This is a genomic window from Vibrio sp. KUL70, from assembly GCF_059725515.1.
The window spans coordinates 1,068,555-1,086,138 of the sequence record NZ_AP045835.1 but is presented as its reverse complement, the minus strand read 5'-3'; the positions used below and the strand labels follow the sequence as shown (position 1 = coordinate 1,086,138).

Here is a 17,584-nt window from a genome sequence, read left to right as displayed (position 1 = left end):
TTATTTCTCCTGACCAGCTGCAGTTGAGTCAATTAGGTTCTCTTCTAGAGAGTAGAAACCTGTCCAGCTGTACGTTTTGCCATTTAATTCGACTTTGTGTTCAGTAGTGTCAGTCGCACCCAGTTGGTTGCTGATCATCACTGTCACACGAGAGGTATTTGTTTCAATTTCAACAACAGAGCCGATGTTGTTGTGCGCAAGTACTTTAATGTCTTGTACTTGACCGCGAGCGTTTACTGATTGCTCAAACTCTTCGTTGAAGTAACCGTGCGTCTCTAAAACCGAAGCAAACAGCGTAGTTTCGCCTTTGCTACGTAGAATGAACGCTGGCTCTGAACGTAGGTTGAAGCTTGGGTCATTCGCGCCAGAACGAGTAAAGATAACTTCACCGTTGTCGTTCGAGCTTGTACCTAACCATGTGTAGTAAGTGTTGTTTTGTAGCCAGCTCACTAGTGCTGTCTCGTTCGCTTCGCCACTTGCTACATTCCATAAGTGTTGGTAACCGAAGTCGTCACCTAATGTGTGTAGCTCTTTGTTTGTTTGGTAATCGAAGTTAGTACGAACAATCTGCCCTTCATATTGGTGAGAGTAATCGTATTGATGCTCACCTTTTTCTGAATCTAGGCGGTATAGGTCTAATAGTAACGGAGATTCTAGGCCTTCAAGGTTTAGCATGAACACACTGCGTTGCATGTCAAAACCATCGTAGTGATCGTTCGCAAATGCGCTCATACCGTTGATTTTTTGATCTTCTACTTTGAAGAAATGAGGCAAGCCGTGAACAGAATCTGCACGCTCAACATCAAAGTTGTTCTGACATTTCTCATCAATCGTTACTGCGTTGTGCGCAATAGTTTGACGTGCGTAAGACTTGTTTTCGTCTAGGTAACGGCCACCGAATTTTGGCTCAACGTTCACCCAACGACAGAAGCCGTATTCACGCAGCACTTCTTGACCACGGTTGAAGAAGGTAATACCCAGTGTATCGAAGTTGCCGTGACCCATGCCGTGTTGGCCGTAGTTCATCACTAGCTGCGACACATCACCTTTGCTGTCTTGCATACGGATGAAGCCTTGCGCACCGTTGTGACCTTCTGGGCCTTCATTCAACTCAACACTTGGCCAGAAAGGCATACCAATTTCTTTTTCAGCCGTTGCCGCTTCATACGCTTTAGAAAGCTCTAGACCACAAGCATGCATCCATACTGCGTCTTGAATTTTCGCCATACCTAGAATGTTTTCGTCAACCTTGCCATCCACTGCATAGTGTTTGCTGTAAACACTAACCGCGACTTGTACACCCATGTCGGTAATGCCCATCGTACGTGAAGCATCGTTCAGTGCTGGGAATTCACCATTAGGGTAAGCTGTTGAAAGCATTGCTTGTACTGTATTGCCGATCACGCCACCTTTGTAGTTGTAGATATCTACTTCTGGCATATGACGGTGAATCACCTCTGCGAATACACACGTTGGGCGAATCGCGTAACGGTGGTAATAAGGACCTTCCATGTAGTAACCAGAAGGTGCAAACAGTTGAGAGATTTGCGCTAGGAAACCGCCAGTGTCGTTACGATCAAGACCGTATACAGACATCTCTAGGTACTCGCGTTTACCCAGTGCTAGACCACAAATACCCACAGCTGCGACAGCCCAGATACCATGATTATGGATGCGGTCAAAGTCATGTGCGTACTTAACCGTGAACATCTCAAGCATAGGTTCGAAGATACGAGACTCGATATTGTCACGCTGTTCTTGCGTCAAAGTAGACTTAACGCACGAATACGCCAAGCTAGTGAACATTAACCAGCAATGTTCGTTTAGAATTTGGTGGAACAAGCGACCCGTTGGGTTCGTGTTCTTTTGAACATGAAAATCAAACGTCAGGTATTTATCTGCGTATACTTCCAATAGTTCAGTAACGAAATCAGCGTACTTCTGCTCTTTAGTGATAAGGAACAAACGACCAGCTAGGTTCATGTATGTGTAATTTTGTTTGTGACGGTTGTGCTCGTAACCACCCGCCTCGCCATGCCCTGGCACGTCAATAGGCAAGCGCATGAAGGCTTCCAGCTCTTTTTGATTCGCTGCGATCGTCTTGCCCATTAAACTTGGACGACCAACTTCTAAATGAAGTGCTTCAATTTCCGCGTCCGTTAGTAGTATTGGTTGTGTAGTCATGTTCTTTATCACCCTCGATGAAGAGTTTCTATATTTGAATTTCAATCTAATTCTTAAACTTTCATATAAAGTAATACAATATGAGGTTTAATCCCACCTATTCATCGTGAAATGATGAGCAGAATCACATAAATCTCACTAAGCCCTTGATCTAAATAGCCAATGATAATTACCAGAGTTCTGTTAAGTCTTTGATTTTACAACGCTATACAAAGTAGCGCTTGATCAATATCACACATTTCTAGATATATTGTATTACAATTAAACCTAATCACTTATGATGGATACAACTTAATGAACACATAAAAAATTACACGCTTTGGAGACACACAATGAACGCATTCTTTATCAATAACGAGCAACCTTGGGAAGAGTTAGGCGGCGGTATTAAGCGTAAGATCGTGGCGTACACTGACGATCTAATGGCTGTACACCTATCTTTTGACAAAGGCGCGATTGGTCACCCTCATACTCACGAAATTCATGATCAAATTGGTTATGTAGTTCGCGGTAGCTTTGAAGCTGAAATCGAAGGCGAGAAGAAAGTCCTAAAAGAAGGTGACGCATACTTTGCACGTAAGCACATGATGCACGGCGCTGTTGCTCTTGAGCAAGACAGTATTCTTCTTGATATCTTCAATCCTGCTCGCGAAGACTTCCTAAAATAATTAATAGCGCAACCTCAGTTGCTAAGGTAAGCACATGAAATCATTTAATATCGCGGTCATTGGCGAGTGTATGGTTGAGCTACAGAAAAAAGATGATGGGCTTAAGCAAACATTTGGTGGTGATACACTTAATACGGCTTTGTACCTATCTCGCTTAACCCAAGATCACAACATTAAAACAAGCTATGTTACCGCACTGGGCAATGATCCATTCAGCCAAGATATGCTGGATAAGTGGAATGCAGAAGGCATAGACACGAGCTTGGTCAAGCAGATCGATGACAAGCAGCCTGGTCTTTACTACATTGAAACCGATGAAACGGGCGAGCGTAGCTTCTACTATTGGCGCAATGACGCAGCAGCAAAATACTTGCTTGACGGTGACGATGCATCATTAGTGCTTGATAAACTCTTCTCTTACAACGCGCTTTATCTAAGTGGTATTACATTAGCGATTCTGACAGAGACAGGTCGTACCGCCTTATTGACGTTTGTGGAAGAGTACAAGAAACAAGGTGGTCAAGTTATTTTTGACAACAACTTCCGTCCAAAGCTTTGGAAAAATGAAGAAGAAGCGCAATCTTGGTATCTACAACTGCTTAAATTCACGGACATCGCGCTACTGACTTTCGATGATGAGCAAGAGCTTTATGGCGACACATGCATTGAGCAGTGTATTGAGCGCACAACGAAAAGCGGTGTTAAAGAGATCATCATTAAACGTGGTAGTAAAGACTGCCTAGTAGTTGAGGCGGATGCTGCGCATTATGTTGCTCCTAACCCAGTAGACAACGTTATTGATACCACAGCTGCTGGTGACTCCTTCAGTGCTGGTTTCTTAGCCAAGCGCTTCTGTGGTGGCAATGCCCGTGACGCTGCGTTTGCAGGCCACTGTGTCGCAGGCGCAGTGATTCAGCACCAAGGTGCGATTATTCCAAAAGAAGCTATGCCAACACTGTCTCTGTCTTCTTAACTTGGTGTGAGCATGACGTCATGAAGCGTCATGCTATGCTCAATTAAAGCCGAAGATTAGACTGAACAATAGATTTTAAGGCACTGATAATTAAAAATTTATCGGTCAATTTATACGTGAGATATTATCCATGACGACATTAAATGAACAACTGGCTAACCTGAAAGTTATTCCTGTAATCGCTATCAACCGTGCTGAAGACGCTATCCCTCTAGGTAAAGCGCTTGTTGAAAACGGCATGCCATGTGCAGAAATCACGCTACGTACAGAATGCGCAATCGAAGCGATTCGCATCATGCGTAAAGAGTTCCCAGACATGCTAATCGGTTCTGGTACTGTTCTGACTAACGAGCAAGTTGACGCATCTATTGAAGCGGGCGTTGATTTCATCGTAAGCCCAGGTTTTAATCCACGCACGGTTCAATACTGTATCGACAAAGGCGTTGCTATCGTTCCTGGTGTAAACAACCCAAGCCTAGTTGAACAAGCAATGGAAATGGGCTTACGCACACTTAAGTTCTTCCCAGCAGAGCCTTCAGGAGGCACAAGCATGCTTAAAGCTCTAACAGCGGTTTACCCTGTTAAATTCATGCCAACTGGTGGTGTTAGCTTGAAGAACGTTGACGAATACCTATCTATCCCTTCTGTACTTGCATGTGGCGGTACTTGGATGGTTCCAACCCAACTCATTGATGAAGGTAAGTGGGACGAGCTTGGCGCACTTGTACGTGACGCAGTGAATCACGTCGCAAAATAATTCATTTGATTGCATATTATCTTCAAAGCGAGCCTATTGGTTCGCTTTTTTGGTTTAAGCTACTTCTGATTCATACTTCGATAGGATGACGATGTTTGAAGTCACGCGCCTAAGGCTCTTGTTTTTAGTCGCTTTAAGAACCACCGCAACCTACTTTTTTTAAGAACAAACTTCTAATCCAAAATGGATAATCATTATATATTCTCAACAACGAAGTCACACTCTTAACATCTAACTCTATGATTTAAAATGGAACCAATGGTATTACAAATTATCACAAACAAAAGACATTAGTTTTGTAAATCAATCTTTACAAAATCATTTTTAAAGCCCCGTATGTCATGGCTTTGTCAATATTTTCATGTATCAAAAAGCTCTTGGTTTGGATCACAATAAAAGCATATTGTAGTACAAATATACCTATAAAAGAGTAATCTAGGAGTCAGTTAATGATCACACTTAAAAGGCTGAAAAAATGACTATTGATACTCTTGTTGTTCTTGCCTACTTCTTCTTTCTTGTAGCCATTGGTTGGATGTTCCGTAAGTTCACAACATCGACAAGTGATTACTTTAGGGGTGGAGGCAAAATGTTGTGGTGGATGGTTGGTGCAACCGCCTTCATGACACAGTTTTCAGCATGGACGTTTACAGGTGCCGCAGGACGCGCGTTCAGCGACGGTTTCGTCGTTGTAATCCTATTCTTAGCCAACGCATTTGGCTACTTCATGAACTACATCTATTTTGCTCCAAAATTCCGCCAGCTTCGTGTTGTAACAGCAATCGAAGCAATTCGTCAGCGTTTTGGTAAAACTTCAGAGCAGTTTTTCACTTGGGCTGGTATGCCTGACAGCCTGATTTCAGCGGGTATCTGGTTGAACGGTCTTGCAATTTTCGTTGCTGCTGTATTCAACATTCCAATGGAAGCAACCATTGTGGTAACAGGTCTAGTTCTCATGTTGATGGCGGTAACTGGTGGTTCTTGGGCCGTTGTTGCATCTGACTTCATGCAGATGCTTGTTATCATGGCTGTGACAATCACCTGTGCAGTCGCAGCATACTTCCACGGTGGCGGCCTCAGCAATATCGTTGCGAACTTCGATGGCGACTTCATGGTTGGTAACAACCTGAACTACATGAGCATCTTCATTCTGTGGATTGTATTCATTTTCATTAAACAATTCGGTGTAATGAACAACAGCATCAACGCTTATCGTTACCTATGTGCAAAAGACAGCGAAAACGCACGTAAAGCAGCGGGCCTAGCGTGTGTGTTAATGATTATTGGTCCACTGATTTGGTTCCTACCTGCTTGGTACGTAAGTGCATTCATGCCTGACTTCGCAGAACAATACGGTTCAGTTGGCGCAGATGCCGCTTACCTAGCATTCGTACAAAACGTAATGCCAGCAGGTATGGTTGGTCTTCTAATGTCAGCAATGTTCGCAGCGACCATGTCTTCTATGGACTCTGGTCTAAACCGTAACGCAGGTATCTTCGTGATGAACTTCTACAGCCCAATCGTTCGCCCACAAGCGACACAAAAAGAGCTGGTAGTAGTAAGTAAAGCAACAACGGTAATGATGGGCTTCATCATCATCGGTATTGGCTTGTTCATCAACTCACTGCGTCACCTAAGCCTATTTGACATCGTACTGAACGTTGGTGCATTGATTGGTTTCCCGATGCTTATCCCTGTACTTCTAGGTATGTGGGTTCGTAAGACTCCAGACTGGGCTGGTTGGGCAACACTGATTGTAGGTGGCTTCGTTTCTTACATCTTCGGTATCTCTCTACAAGCTGAAGACGTACAGAACTGGTTTAACCTAGAACACGCACTAACGGGTCGTGAATGGTCTGACTTGAAAGTAGCACTGAGCTTAGCAGCACACGTTGTGTTCACTGGTGGCTTCTTCCTTGCGACAACACTGGTTTACAAAGGTCGTACACCGGAGCGTGAAGCGGAAGTTGAGAAGCTATTCGAGAACTGGAACACACCGGTTGTGGCAGAGTCTCAAGAGCAACAGAACCTAGACACAAAACAGCGTTCAATGCTTGGTAAACTAATCTGTACTGCAGGTTTCGGCATTCTGGCAATGGCTCTGATTCCAAATGACATCACTGGTCGCGCTCTATTCCTACTGTGTGGTTCGATTGTACTGTCAGTCGGTGTGCTACTGGTTAACGCCGCTCGCGGTGGTGTAAAAAAGCTCGATGAGCCAGCGGCAATGAAATAGCATAATTCTTAGGTAAACATTACCAATGAAATCAAAACGCCCAAGCAGAAGTGCTTGGGCGTTTTTTATCGTTTCTTAACTCTTAACTCTTAACTCTTAACTCTTAACAGTGAAGAGCGTTTCTTTGCCATGAAACAAAAGACATTTATGGGTTAGGGCCCTATTGTGTAAGTGCCTTCGCTCTAAGCTTTTGGTCTAATTCGTACAAGTGTTCTGCGGCTTGCATATGTTGATGATAATCCGCAAATTTCTCACGCTGCTCCGGCGTCATCTTACAAGTTTCATCCACCAGCATTAGCGTCCAATACAACTTAGTCGTGCGTAGCATTGCCAGTAGTGGTTTCAACACCTCTTTTTCGTAGACTTGAATCAGCTGTTCGATCCACGCTTCACGTTCGTCTTCAGTTGAAATTGAGCCTTCAATCGCGGTAATGACGTTTAAATATTTTGTGTTCGCCTTGAGCTTGTCCATGACGGATTCCGTCTCTTTGGCCAGCTCTTCGAGCTCTTCTCTGATCGCAGCGATCCAACTCGCCTGAGTGAGTGCGTCAGCGTCAATTGTCTCAATATCAGATTTAATACGACGCTCAACGTCCTGCTGTGTTTGCTTAACGACAGAACGGACTTTTTGAAAAGGAAGTTGGTACTCCTTACCCAGCTCAGTGATCAATGTGTGAAAACCACCATTGGGTAAATGTAGGTTCTCCTTAAAGGTCGCCAAAGCTGCCTCTTGCTTGGATGTAAGGTTACTCATTCTCTGTCCTTTAATCTCTTCTTACTCTCGACGGACTGCCAAGCATAACATCATCCGCCCACTGTTTTGGAGAGAGCCTTTCTATAAGAACCTATTATCTCTTTAAGTGACGAGATAATAGGCACCCTAAGTATTAAATGGTATAACTCATCACAACGAATCGTCGATGCTACACCTGCTCCTGCGAAACAGGCTCGGGTGATAATTTCGCAACTGCTCCAACAACGAACTGTTTTCTCAAATCACTATGATTGGGATTTTTGCAATAGCTTTGTGTTATACCAATCTCAATTTAAAGCTTCATTGATTTCGTCATACCCGCTTCAGCGTGCCCTTTAAAGTTGCACGCAAATTCAACGTTATTGTCACCGTGGAAGTGCCACATAAATTGACGAGCCTTTTTAAGTTCTACGACAATAGAGTTCTTGGTGTCATGTTCCATACCCGCCATTGCTGCCATCATTTTGCGGTGACTCTCTAGTTCTTCCTTGCTGCCAATCGAGAATTCATGAGGCTCATTGCCTGCATTCATTACCACAAACTGCACCACATCGTTTGGCTCGATCTTAACTTCTTTTTTGAAAGTGATGGTTTTGTCGTCATTGAGGACCACATGAATCACTTTGTCTGGTTTAGCGCCATTCGCTGGCATCCCTACACTAGATGTACGTTGCATTCCCATCATACTCGAGTGATCCATAGTAGAATGGTCCATCATTTCATGATTCATCGAGCTGTGATCCATCTTTCCATGGTCCATTTTAGAGTGGTCCATCTCTGCAAAAGTAGAAGAAGTGAATAGAGTTAAGCTCAAAGCGATAATTGTCTTTTTCATAATATTTCCTAATGTTGTTTTGACCCAGCGAAAGTCGCACTGGGCCATTTAATTCAATAATTCAGAGAGAACCTATTTCAGATCTCGCTGTTTCCACAAAACAAAAATGGCGGGGATCACCAACAGAGTCAGAAGTAATGCTGAGGCCATGCCTCCTATCATTGGGGCTGCAATTCTCTGCATGACTTCAGAGCCTGTACCCTGCCCGAACATTATGGGAATCAAACCAATGATTACCGTCAGAACCGTCATCATTACAGGACGAACTCGTAAACCAGCCCCTTCACGAATCGCATCCAGCAGATCGTTGTGCTGCAGCGGTGTGTGCGTATTCTCGTGGTCTAGTTTTTTGAAATTCCACGCTTGGTTGAGATACACCAACATAATCACTCCTATCTCCACTGCAACGCCAGCCAAGGCAATAAAACCAACGCCTACGGCTATCGAGAAGTTGTAGCCGAGGTAATGCATCAACCACACCCCGCCAACCATCGCGAGCGGTAAAGTCAGCATGATTACCATGACTTCTCCAACACGTCGGAAACTCAAGTAAAGTAAGAGCATGATGATTGCAATAGTGATTGGCACCACAATGCTCAAGCGCTCCTTCGCTCGCTCCATATATTCGTATTGCCCAGACCAAGCCAACGAGTAGCCAGCAGGAAGTTCTAGTTGTTCTGCCACGGCACGCTTGGCATTTTCGACATAAGTTCCTAAGTCACGCCCTGCAATATCGACAAATACCCAACCATTTGGACGCGCATTTTCCGTCTTGATCATTGGCGGACCATCTTCGTAACGCACGTCAGCGACGTCGGCTAACGCGATGCGCGCACCATTCGCCGTTATTAAAGGCAGGTTTTGCAACTTGATCACCGAATCACGATACTCTTGCGGGTAACGAACATTAATCGGATAACGCTCTAAACCTTCTACCGTCTCACCGACATTCATCCCGCCTACCGCTGTTGATATCACTTGCTGTATTTCAGCGATGTTTAGGCCATAACGCGCAGCGGCTCGGCGATCAATGTCGATAGTGACATAACGACCACCGGCTACACGCTCCGCATAGACAGACGCAGTTCCCGGTAAGTCATTAAGAATAGGTTCAATATCTGCCCCTATCTTCTCGATGACTTTCAGATCAGGTCCTGCAATCTTGATCCCGATTGGAGTCTTAATCCCTGTCGCCAACATATCGATACGAGTTTTGATTGGCATTACCCAAGCATTGGTTAGGCCCGGGAATTGAATCAGGTTATTGAGCTCATCACGCAGCGATTCCGGCGTGACACCGTCACGCCAGGTGTCTTTCGGTTTAAACTGAATCACCGTCTCGATCATGGTTAGTGGCGCGGGATCGGTCGCTGTTTCTGCTCGGCCAATCTTGCCCCACACCGTTTCGACTTCAGGAATGGTTTTAATCAACTTGTTGGTTTGTTGGAGTAATTCACGCGCTTTACCTATCGAGATACCCGGATAGGTCGTCGGCATGTACATCAAATCTCCTTCATCCAGCGGTGGAATAAACTCGCTGCCTAGCTTACTGGTTGGGTAATACGCAGATGCCATCAAAGCCAGTGCGACCACGATGATCGTTTTCGGGAAACGCAAGCTTAGATTAAGCAATGGGCGATATAGACCGACCAAGCCTTTATTGATTGGATTCTTATGCTCAGGGAGGACCTTACCGCGAATGAAGTAACCCATAAGCACAGGCACTAAGGTAATCGCTAAGCCCGCAGACGCCGCCATTGCATACGTCTTAGTAAACGCCAGCGGTGAGAACATCTTGCCTTCTTGACCTTCTAGAGCAAACACAGGCACGAAACTCAACGTAATAATAAGCAGTGAGAAGAAAAGCGGTGCCCCCACTTCTTCAGCAGCTTTACCTATCACTTGCCACCGATTGTTATCATTCAGCGGCGTGCGCTCAATGTGTTTATGCACGTTCTCAATCATCACGATCGCGCCATCAACCATAGCGCCGATAGCAATTGCGATCCCGCCTAGAGACATGATGTTGGCGTTGATTCCTTGCCAGTGCATCACGATAAATGCCGACAAAATACCAACTGGAAGGCTCAATGCGATGACTAATGATGAGCGAATATGGAATAGGAATAACGCACACACGATAGCAACCACCAAAAACTCTTCGGCAAGCTTCTGCCAAAGGTTTTCTACTGCCGAATCAATCAAGGTTGAGCGGTCATAGGTCGCAACAATCTCAACCCCATCCGGCAGGCTACGTTGTAACTCATCAAGCTTGGTTTTTACTTGTGCGATCACCTCACTGGCGTTCTCACCAAAGCGCATAACGATGACTCCGCCAACGGCTTCACCTTCACCATTAAGCTCTGAGATACCACGACGCATTTGAGGGCCAAGATTCACGTCAGCAATGTCACCAAGTAATAACGGTGTACCTTTAGCGGTCACTTTCAAAGGCAGTGCTTTGAGATCATCAATACCACTTAAATAGCCCGACGTGCGCACCATATGCTCAGCTTCTGCCACTTCAATAACCGATGCGCCTGTTTCTTGGTTACCGCTTTGAATAGCACTATTGACCTGCTTCAGTGTTAGGTCGTAGGCACGCAATTTAGCGGGATCAATTTGCACTTGATACTGCTTAACCATGCCACCAACCGTCGCCACTTCAGACACACCATTGACGGTTTGCAGCTCATACTTTAAGAACCAGTCTTGAAGGCTACGAAGTTCCGCCAGATCATGCTGACCAGTTTTGTCTTGTAGAACGTAACTGTAGATCCAGCCCACACCGGTCGCGTCTGGGCCAAGTGTTGGCTTAGCACTGGCCGGCAGCTTAGGCGCGACTTGGCTGAGATATTCCAATACCCTTGAACGTGCCCAATACATGTCAGTGTCATCGTTGAAAATGATATAAACGTACGAATCACCAAAGAACGAATAGCCCCTAACGGTTTCCGCACCGGGTACTGCGAGCATTGCTGTAGTAAGCGGATAGGTCACCTGATCTTCTACCACTTGCGGCGCTTGTCCCGGATAGCTGGTTTTGATGATAACTTGCACATCAGAAAGATCCGGAATGGCATCGACGGGCGTATTCTTCACACTGTAGAGGCCACCTAAAGTCAGAGCGATAGTGGCGACAAGCACCAAGAATCGATTGCTGATCGACCAGCGAATAATTGCATTAATCATCACTACTCCTCAGCCGACTCAATTTTTTTCAACACGTAATCCGTGCCTGATTTCACCACCAGGAAACGCACTTTTTGTCCCTCTTTGTAATCATCAAGTGGAATGTCATCGCTAGCGGTGAAATTCATCTCTCCGGCTTGCCACTGCCACTCATCAACAGCTTGGTGATTGACTGTGATCATGCCAAAATCAGCCATCAGCATGGTGATATCGCCTTCGACCCAGACTTCCGTCGCCAATGTGTTATCACTTTGGCTCACTTCGGTGACTTGGAATTGCCCTGAATCCGTCTTCTCCATTTTAAAATCGATCGCCTGACCGTTCGCTAAGCCAGATAAATCAACCTCATCAGAGAAGGTAAAGTCCATTACCATTCCTGGCCAATCCCACTCTGGAACCGGTTGATGCTCAATAGTTGCCATGCGGTGCCCCACCATTAGATTAGTGATATTGCCTTTTGCCCACACGGAATCGCTCATCTGCATTGGCTCTTCATTGATTGAAGAGATTCGAGACAAATCTGCGGTTTGGCTAGACTCAGAATCCAACATGAAGTGAGCAGACGTAACGACGCTCACACCCTGCTCGAGACCTTCAAGTACTTCGACACGATCGCCCGCTTCGCGCCCTACACGAATACGATGTGAGCGATATTTGCCATCACCTTCAGACAACACCACTCGCGTCATGCCACCCGAGTGAATCACCGATGAGCGTGCTACTGTCAGGACTTGATCGTCACTTTCTGGTTTGAGCGTGATGTTGGAGAACATATTGGGCTTTAGCTCACCATTAGGATTGGGGAACTTAAGCCGCACTCGCAGTGTTCGAGTGGTTGGATCTAGGATTGGGTAAACGTAATCCACTCGACCGCTCCATTCGCCACCCGGAACCGCATCTAACGTCATCGAAGCTACAGTGCCTTGCGAAATCCAATGTGCTTGACGTTCAAACACTTCTGCATCAACCCAAACTTCTTCCAACGGGCCGGCGCTAATGACCGCTTGAGCAGGAGAAAGATAACCACCCTCTCGAATGTTTAAGGTTGCGATAACCCCATCGGCTGGCGCTTTTATCTCTATGGTTTGCGATGCTTTGCCACGTCTCACGATTTGATTGATCTGTTGTTTATCAACCCCCAAAGAGACCAGTCGTTCCTTAGCACCTGAGATCATACCTTTACGACCCGTTGTGTAAGCGCTCAACAGCTCTTCTTGTGCCTTAACTAACTCTGGAGAATAGAGTGTAAACAGCACCTCACCCTTAGATACCGTTTCACCTACCGCATTAATAAATAGGTCTTGAACCCACCCCGCCGCACGGACGTTGGTCTGCCACAGACGACTTTCATCAAAGGCAACGTAGCCCACCGTCTCTATTTTTGGCGTCAAAGGTTCTAACATCACAGACTCGGTTTTTACCCCAAGGTTGTTCTCCACTGAAGGGGCAATGGTGACCGTTCCCGGTTTATCTTTTTTACCTGCCAAGTCATCAGCATAAACAGGAACTAAGTCCATCCCCATTGGTGACTTACCCGGCTGGTCTCGTTGATAATTCGGATCCATCGGGGCAACCCAATAAAGCGGCTCATCTGCGGTTTTTTCTGACATTTCTCCACTCATAGCAGCGTGGTTCATCGGGAAAAATTGGCTCGCACCAACACCGATTGCTGCGCCAACGACAAGAGCAATACTTGCGACTGTAAATGATTTCATGATGTTTCCTTATTGCGCTTGTGGCGTTGTCTTTGATGATTGAGAAGGCTGGTGATATGAGCCACCAATAAGCGCAGCCAATTGGCTGTTAACTATGTTTAAATCGGTGATTAATCTCTGCTGTTCTAGCTCGATATTGAGCGCGTTAGTCATAGCAGTGATCACGTCATTAAATTGCGCAGTGTTATTTTGATAACCGCGTTCAACGGCCTTTGTGGTTGCATCAACTTGAGGAATAAAGCTGTTTTGATAACGTTCGATACGCTGAGATAGGTTGTCTCTATCCACTAAGAGCGCATTCACTTTAGCGTTCATTTGACTAAGAAGCGTCTCTTTCTGAGCTCGGGCAGAGCCCACTTGGTACTGAGCAGCTTCAACACTCTTGTCTTGACGATTACCCGTGAATAGCGGGATATCCATGGTCACAAAGGCGCTGACCAAATCTGACGCCGGATTACCTTGCATATTATTCGCTTGTCGATAGGCATACATCACCTCGACACCGAACTGCGGTAGATACGCTTGCTCTGCAATCTCTACTTGCGTTTCGTTGACGGTGATAGCCGTATCCGCAGCACGAACCATAGGGTGTGATTGCAATAAAGCGTAGTATTGGGATTGACCAACGTAAGGCTTCAACTGGCCTTCTAAAGCACGCCAACTCAAGGCGTTACTGGCGTGAATAGATTGAGGTTGTGCGCTTGGTTGTGACGCATCGGCAGCAACATTTGCCTGTGATGAACTCAACCAGTCTGAACCCAACCACTCAGAAAGCTGAGCGATAATTCGACGCTGCTGTTGCTGATTTGCTTGCAACTTTTCATCAAACTTAGCAACATTCAGTTGAGCGTTGAGCAGGTCCTGAGCTTCGCTGTTACCGATCCCATAATTGGTCTCAACAAAACGCTCAAGCTCTACCATTAAACGGCGCGTTTCTAACAAGGTTGAACGTGCAGCTTGTTGATAACCCAGCTCCAACCATAGTGTGGTAATGGTGTTGGTGATTTCTCTCTCTCGAACAGCAACTTGCAAGTCAATACCATCCGCTTGCTGACTTGACTGGCGCGCCTTTAAATCCAAAGTCGATCCACGTTCAAACTGCTGCATTAATCCGACCGAAATATTGGTCATTGGATCTTCGTCGAACTTAAAGCTATCGACAGGAAGACCGCCAAAACCCACTTTTAGTTTTGGATCACTGAGGGTAGCTGAAGCGACACCCGCATGACGAGTCGCTTGAGATTGCGCGATGATCTGCTGACGTCCGCTATCACGCTGCAAGGCTTGGTCAATAAGCAATGCTAACTGGCGCTCTTGGGCTTGTAGAGTCTCTACTTCGCTCGCAAGTACTGCACGACTTCCGTTTGTAGAGGTATCTGCCTCATTTGACGATGCTGCCATCACAAATGCAGGCATCGCTATCAAGCTGGTGCACATTGGCAGCACCAACCATCTCGATTCAATATTCACAAGAATAAATCCATTTTGTGGCGTTAAAACAACGCATAGATCGCACCTAGGCTCAACCTCGTAGGTTGGTCATAGGTAATGAGATTTGGGAATTGTGAATTAAGCGGAAGGCGGTCTTAGAATAGACTGAATGCGCGCAACTTTATTACCAATAATCACAGAGTGATAAGGGGCAAGCGAGTAGGCAAAACTAGATAAGGAATTGATAGGTTGGATTGGATAGGACCAACTTAGGCAGATGGACACACAGCAATTGGCGCCCATATCCCCACCATGTGAGCAATGAGAAGTCTCATGTTGTCCCATATCATGCATAGATTGATCATCACTAGAAACATCGCACATTGAAGACATTGCATGAGTCATCATACTCGCGTGATGGCAAGACATCGTCTCTTTATCCATCATCTGCATTTCCATGGTTGACGCACTGGAGACAGACGTCGACATCAACATCGCAAAGATGCTGAAGATCGTAATCCAAAATGTCTTAAGTGAATGCGTCATAACCAATCCATATATTTTGAACCGTCACTATAAAGGTTACCCCAAGGGTAAGGTCAACGATTCTTTAGAGAAATATAGCCCTAATATTGATTGAACTCCCTTAAACACCTATCGTCAACTTCACTGATTGTTAACTCTGACACCATAACAATATGTTACTAAGCACACATCAAACCACTCAAAAACTCTAAAACCAGTACTCAAAGACAACAAAACGCCTACAAGTGACACATTAATGTTACATTTTACATGCTCTTACATCTTAAATGTGAAATACTCTACGAGTACTTACAGGCAAGAATACAGTGAAACGCGGATTATAAGGATGTATATGCGTCAACTATCTATCTCTTTAAGAGTGAAACTGGGTTATGCGATCTGCTTACTCTTTTTCATCATCTCGGGCTTTGTTAGCTTTCAAGGGATCCAAACCCTGTCTAACGGTTTTAAACACTACAGTCTATTGAGTGGGCAAGCGGCAGAATCCAGCAATATTGAGACCCACTTTTTACAAATGCGCCTCACCTCCGAGCGCTACCTAGCAACGCTTGATGACCAATATCAGCAAGCTTATCTCGCCAATAAAAGCGACATCGACCAACAACTGCAATCTTTACTCAGCCAAACTCAACACGCCGATAGCTTAGAACGCCTGTCTCAGGTTCAACAGAGCATTACTGCCTTTGACCAAGCTTATCAATTGATGAGTCAAAGCCAGCAATTAATCCACCAGCTAGTCACGGTTGAGATGGTGAAAAGAGAAGAGAACGCGCTCAAAGCGGCTCAGAGCCTACTTTACGAGTCTTATAATAACGACGACTCCAACGCGAGCCTATACGCAGGGATGCTGATGGAGAACTTCTTAGCCGCGAAAATCGCAGTGCTAAGCTACTCAAACGACGGTAATCCAAAGACCTACGAAACAGGCCAAGATCTGTTTGAATATGCCCTACCCGGCATTGAGGGTGACATCCGCTCTCTAGAGTCATCAGATTACCAAGCAGAATTAATCGATAGCTTCACCGCTCAGCGCGAAGCCTACGCAACGGGTTTTGAGCAAGTCCACCAACAGAAACTTGAGAACGCACAGCTTCAAACCCAGCTAACCAGCTTAGGTGATACCCTCGCCATTGCCGTATTAGATGCACAATCTATCATCGAGCAACAGAAAAACGCACTTATCCCAGAGCTCGAACTCAGCGAAGAGCGTTCAATTCAGATCATCGTGTTACTCACAGGCATTGCATTATTGGTTGGGACTACGAGTGCGATTCTTGTCACTCGCTCTATCAACAAGGGGATCGCTCAGGTTAAAGAGATCACCAATGAGTTGGCACAAGGTAACTTGAGTGTTGACGTTAAAGTCACTGACCAGAACGAAATTGGTCAGTTGCTGGAGAACATGAAAACCACCATCGAGTCGCTGCGCGATATCGTTCAGCAAGTAAATACTTCCAGCTTGCGTATTGGTGAAATGTCAGAGTCACTCGACAGCGTGACCACAACGGGTTCAAACAACGCATCGCGACTCAATGACGAAATCATCAACATCTCATCAGCTGTGTCTCAGCTCGCATCAAGCACATCAGAAATCGCATCTAGCGCTAATCACGCCTCTGAAGTAGCAAGCCAAGCGACTTCAAACGTTGCGATGGGTTTAACAGAAGTAGACAAAACCCTGCAAGAGATTGGTCAAGCTGACGAGCAGATGCAGCTGAGCAGCCAGAAAGTGAGCGACCTGCATGCTGAGTCGATGAACATTGGCGCAATTTTAGAGGTGATTCAGGGCGTAACCGAGCAAACAAACCTGCTCGCACTGAATGCTGCGATTGAGGCTGCGCGAGCTGGTGAACAAGGTCGTGGCTTTGCCGTGGTTGCAGATGAAGTACGTACTCTAGCGAAACGTACTCAAGAGTCTGCTAGCCAGATCAATGATTTGATCACCTCATTGCAGCGCGGCGCTAAAGACGCTCTCGAGTCGATCAAAGAGAGCCATGGCACAGTATCTCAAGCTTCGACGCAGGCGCAGCAGGCCTCTCAAAACTTGCATGTGATTAACCAACATATTCAAGACCTTAACCAAGCAAATAGCCAGATTGCAGCTTCGGTCGATGAGCAAGATAGCCTAACTCGCTCTCTAGGTGACAATGCTCAAGGCGCGAATACCATCGCCCAGAGTAACCAAGAATCTGTGGCTAAAATTTCGGAAGCGGCGAGCGATCTTACTGAGGTCGCACATCACCTTAAGAGCCAAGTTGACCGCTTTAAAAGCGCCTAGCTTGTTCCTTAATCA

General features: G+C 45.7%; 12 protein-coding genes. 5 read left to right on the top strand and 7 right to left on the bottom strand.

Annotated elements, in window-relative coordinates:
• Window positions 1-2,184 carry a heparinase II/III domain-containing protein gene (locus tag AC6I7V_RS18830; RefSeq protein ID WP_255231994.1) on the bottom strand — a complete coding sequence of 728 codons (2,184 nt, stop codon included), beginning with the start codon at window positions 2,182-2,184 and terminating at the stop codon, window positions 1-3.
• 332 nt (window positions 2,185-2,516) lie between these two features.
• Between AC6I7V_RS18830 and AC6I7V_RS18825 the strand changes: the two genes are divergently transcribed.
• The 4 genes from AC6I7V_RS18825 (at window position 2,517) to AC6I7V_RS18810 (ending at window position 6,818) form a co-directional block, all read left to right on the top strand.
• Window positions 2,517-2,852, top strand: a complete 336-nt coding sequence (locus tag AC6I7V_RS18825; protein ID WP_032552776.1) for a cupin domain-containing protein — start codon at window positions 2,517-2,519, stop codon at window positions 2,850-2,852.
• 34 nt (window positions 2,853-2,886) lie between these two features.
• Complete coding sequence (gene kdgK, locus AC6I7V_RS18820; protein ID WP_498011883.1) at window positions 2,887-3,825, top strand: 2-dehydro-3-deoxygluconokinase; 939 nt, start codon at window positions 2,887-2,889, stop codon at window positions 3,823-3,825.
• Window positions 3,826-3,955: 130 nt separating this feature from the next.
• Window positions 3,956-4,582, top strand: a complete 627-nt coding sequence (locus AC6I7V_RS18815; RefSeq protein WP_255231997.1) for a bifunctional 4-hydroxy-2-oxoglutarate aldolase/2-dehydro-3-deoxy-phosphogluconate aldolase — start codon at window positions 3,956-3,958, stop codon at window positions 4,580-4,582.
• Between the two features lie 475 nt (window positions 4,583-5,057).
• Window positions 5,058-6,818 carry a sodium:solute symporter family transporter gene (locus tag AC6I7V_RS18810; protein ID WP_498011882.1) on the top strand — a complete coding sequence of 587 codons (1,761 nt, stop codon included), beginning with the start codon at window positions 5,058-5,060 and terminating at the stop codon, window positions 6,816-6,818.
• 160 nt (window positions 6,819-6,978) lie between these two features.
• Here the strand turns inward: AC6I7V_RS18810 and AC6I7V_RS18805 are convergent, their stop codons facing one another.
• The 6 genes from AC6I7V_RS18805 to AC6I7V_RS18780 form a co-directional block, all read right to left on the bottom strand.
• Window positions 6,979-7,572, bottom strand: a complete 594-nt coding sequence (locus AC6I7V_RS18805; RefSeq protein ID WP_498011881.1) for a hypothetical protein — start codon at window positions 7,570-7,572, stop codon at window positions 6,979-6,981.
• 292 nt (window positions 7,573-7,864) lie between these two features.
• Window positions 7,865-8,407, bottom strand: a complete 543-nt coding sequence (gene copI / locus AC6I7V_RS18800) for a copper-resistant cuproprotein CopI (protein ID WP_498011880.1) — start codon at window positions 8,405-8,407, stop codon at window positions 7,865-7,867.
• 72 nt (window positions 8,408-8,479) lie between these two features.
• Entirely contained in the window at window positions 8,480-11,599 is a 3,120-nt protein-coding gene (locus AC6I7V_RS18795; protein WP_498011879.1) for an efflux RND transporter permease subunit, read from the bottom strand.
• Window positions 11,600-11,601: 2 nt separating this feature from the next.
• The gene (locus AC6I7V_RS18790) at window positions 11,602-13,314 is read right to left on the bottom strand and encodes an efflux RND transporter periplasmic adaptor subunit (RefSeq protein WP_498011878.1); all 1,713 of its coding nucleotides are present in this window, start codon (window positions 13,312-13,314) and stop codon (window positions 11,602-11,604) included.
• A gap of 9 nt (window positions 13,315-13,323) precedes the next feature.
• The gene (locus AC6I7V_RS18785; RefSeq protein WP_498012376.1) at window positions 13,324-14,778 is read right to left on the bottom strand and encodes a TolC family protein; all 1,455 of its coding nucleotides are present in this window, start codon (window positions 14,776-14,778) and stop codon (window positions 13,324-13,326) included.
• Window positions 14,779-14,883: 105 nt separating this feature from the next.
• The gene (locus AC6I7V_RS18780; protein ID WP_498011877.1) at window positions 14,884-15,291 is read right to left on the bottom strand and encodes a hypothetical protein; all 408 of its coding nucleotides are present in this window, start codon (window positions 15,289-15,291) and stop codon (window positions 14,884-14,886) included.
• 331 nt (window positions 15,292-15,622) lie between these two features.
• On the opposite strand from AC6I7V_RS18780, the gene AC6I7V_RS18775 reads away from it, so the two are divergent.
• Window positions 15,623-17,569 carry a methyl-accepting chemotaxis protein gene (locus AC6I7V_RS18775; RefSeq protein WP_498011876.1) on the top strand — a complete coding sequence of 649 codons (1,947 nt, stop codon included), beginning with the start codon at window positions 15,623-15,625 and terminating at the stop codon, window positions 17,567-17,569.
• Window positions 17,570-17,584: the final 15 nt, after the last annotated feature.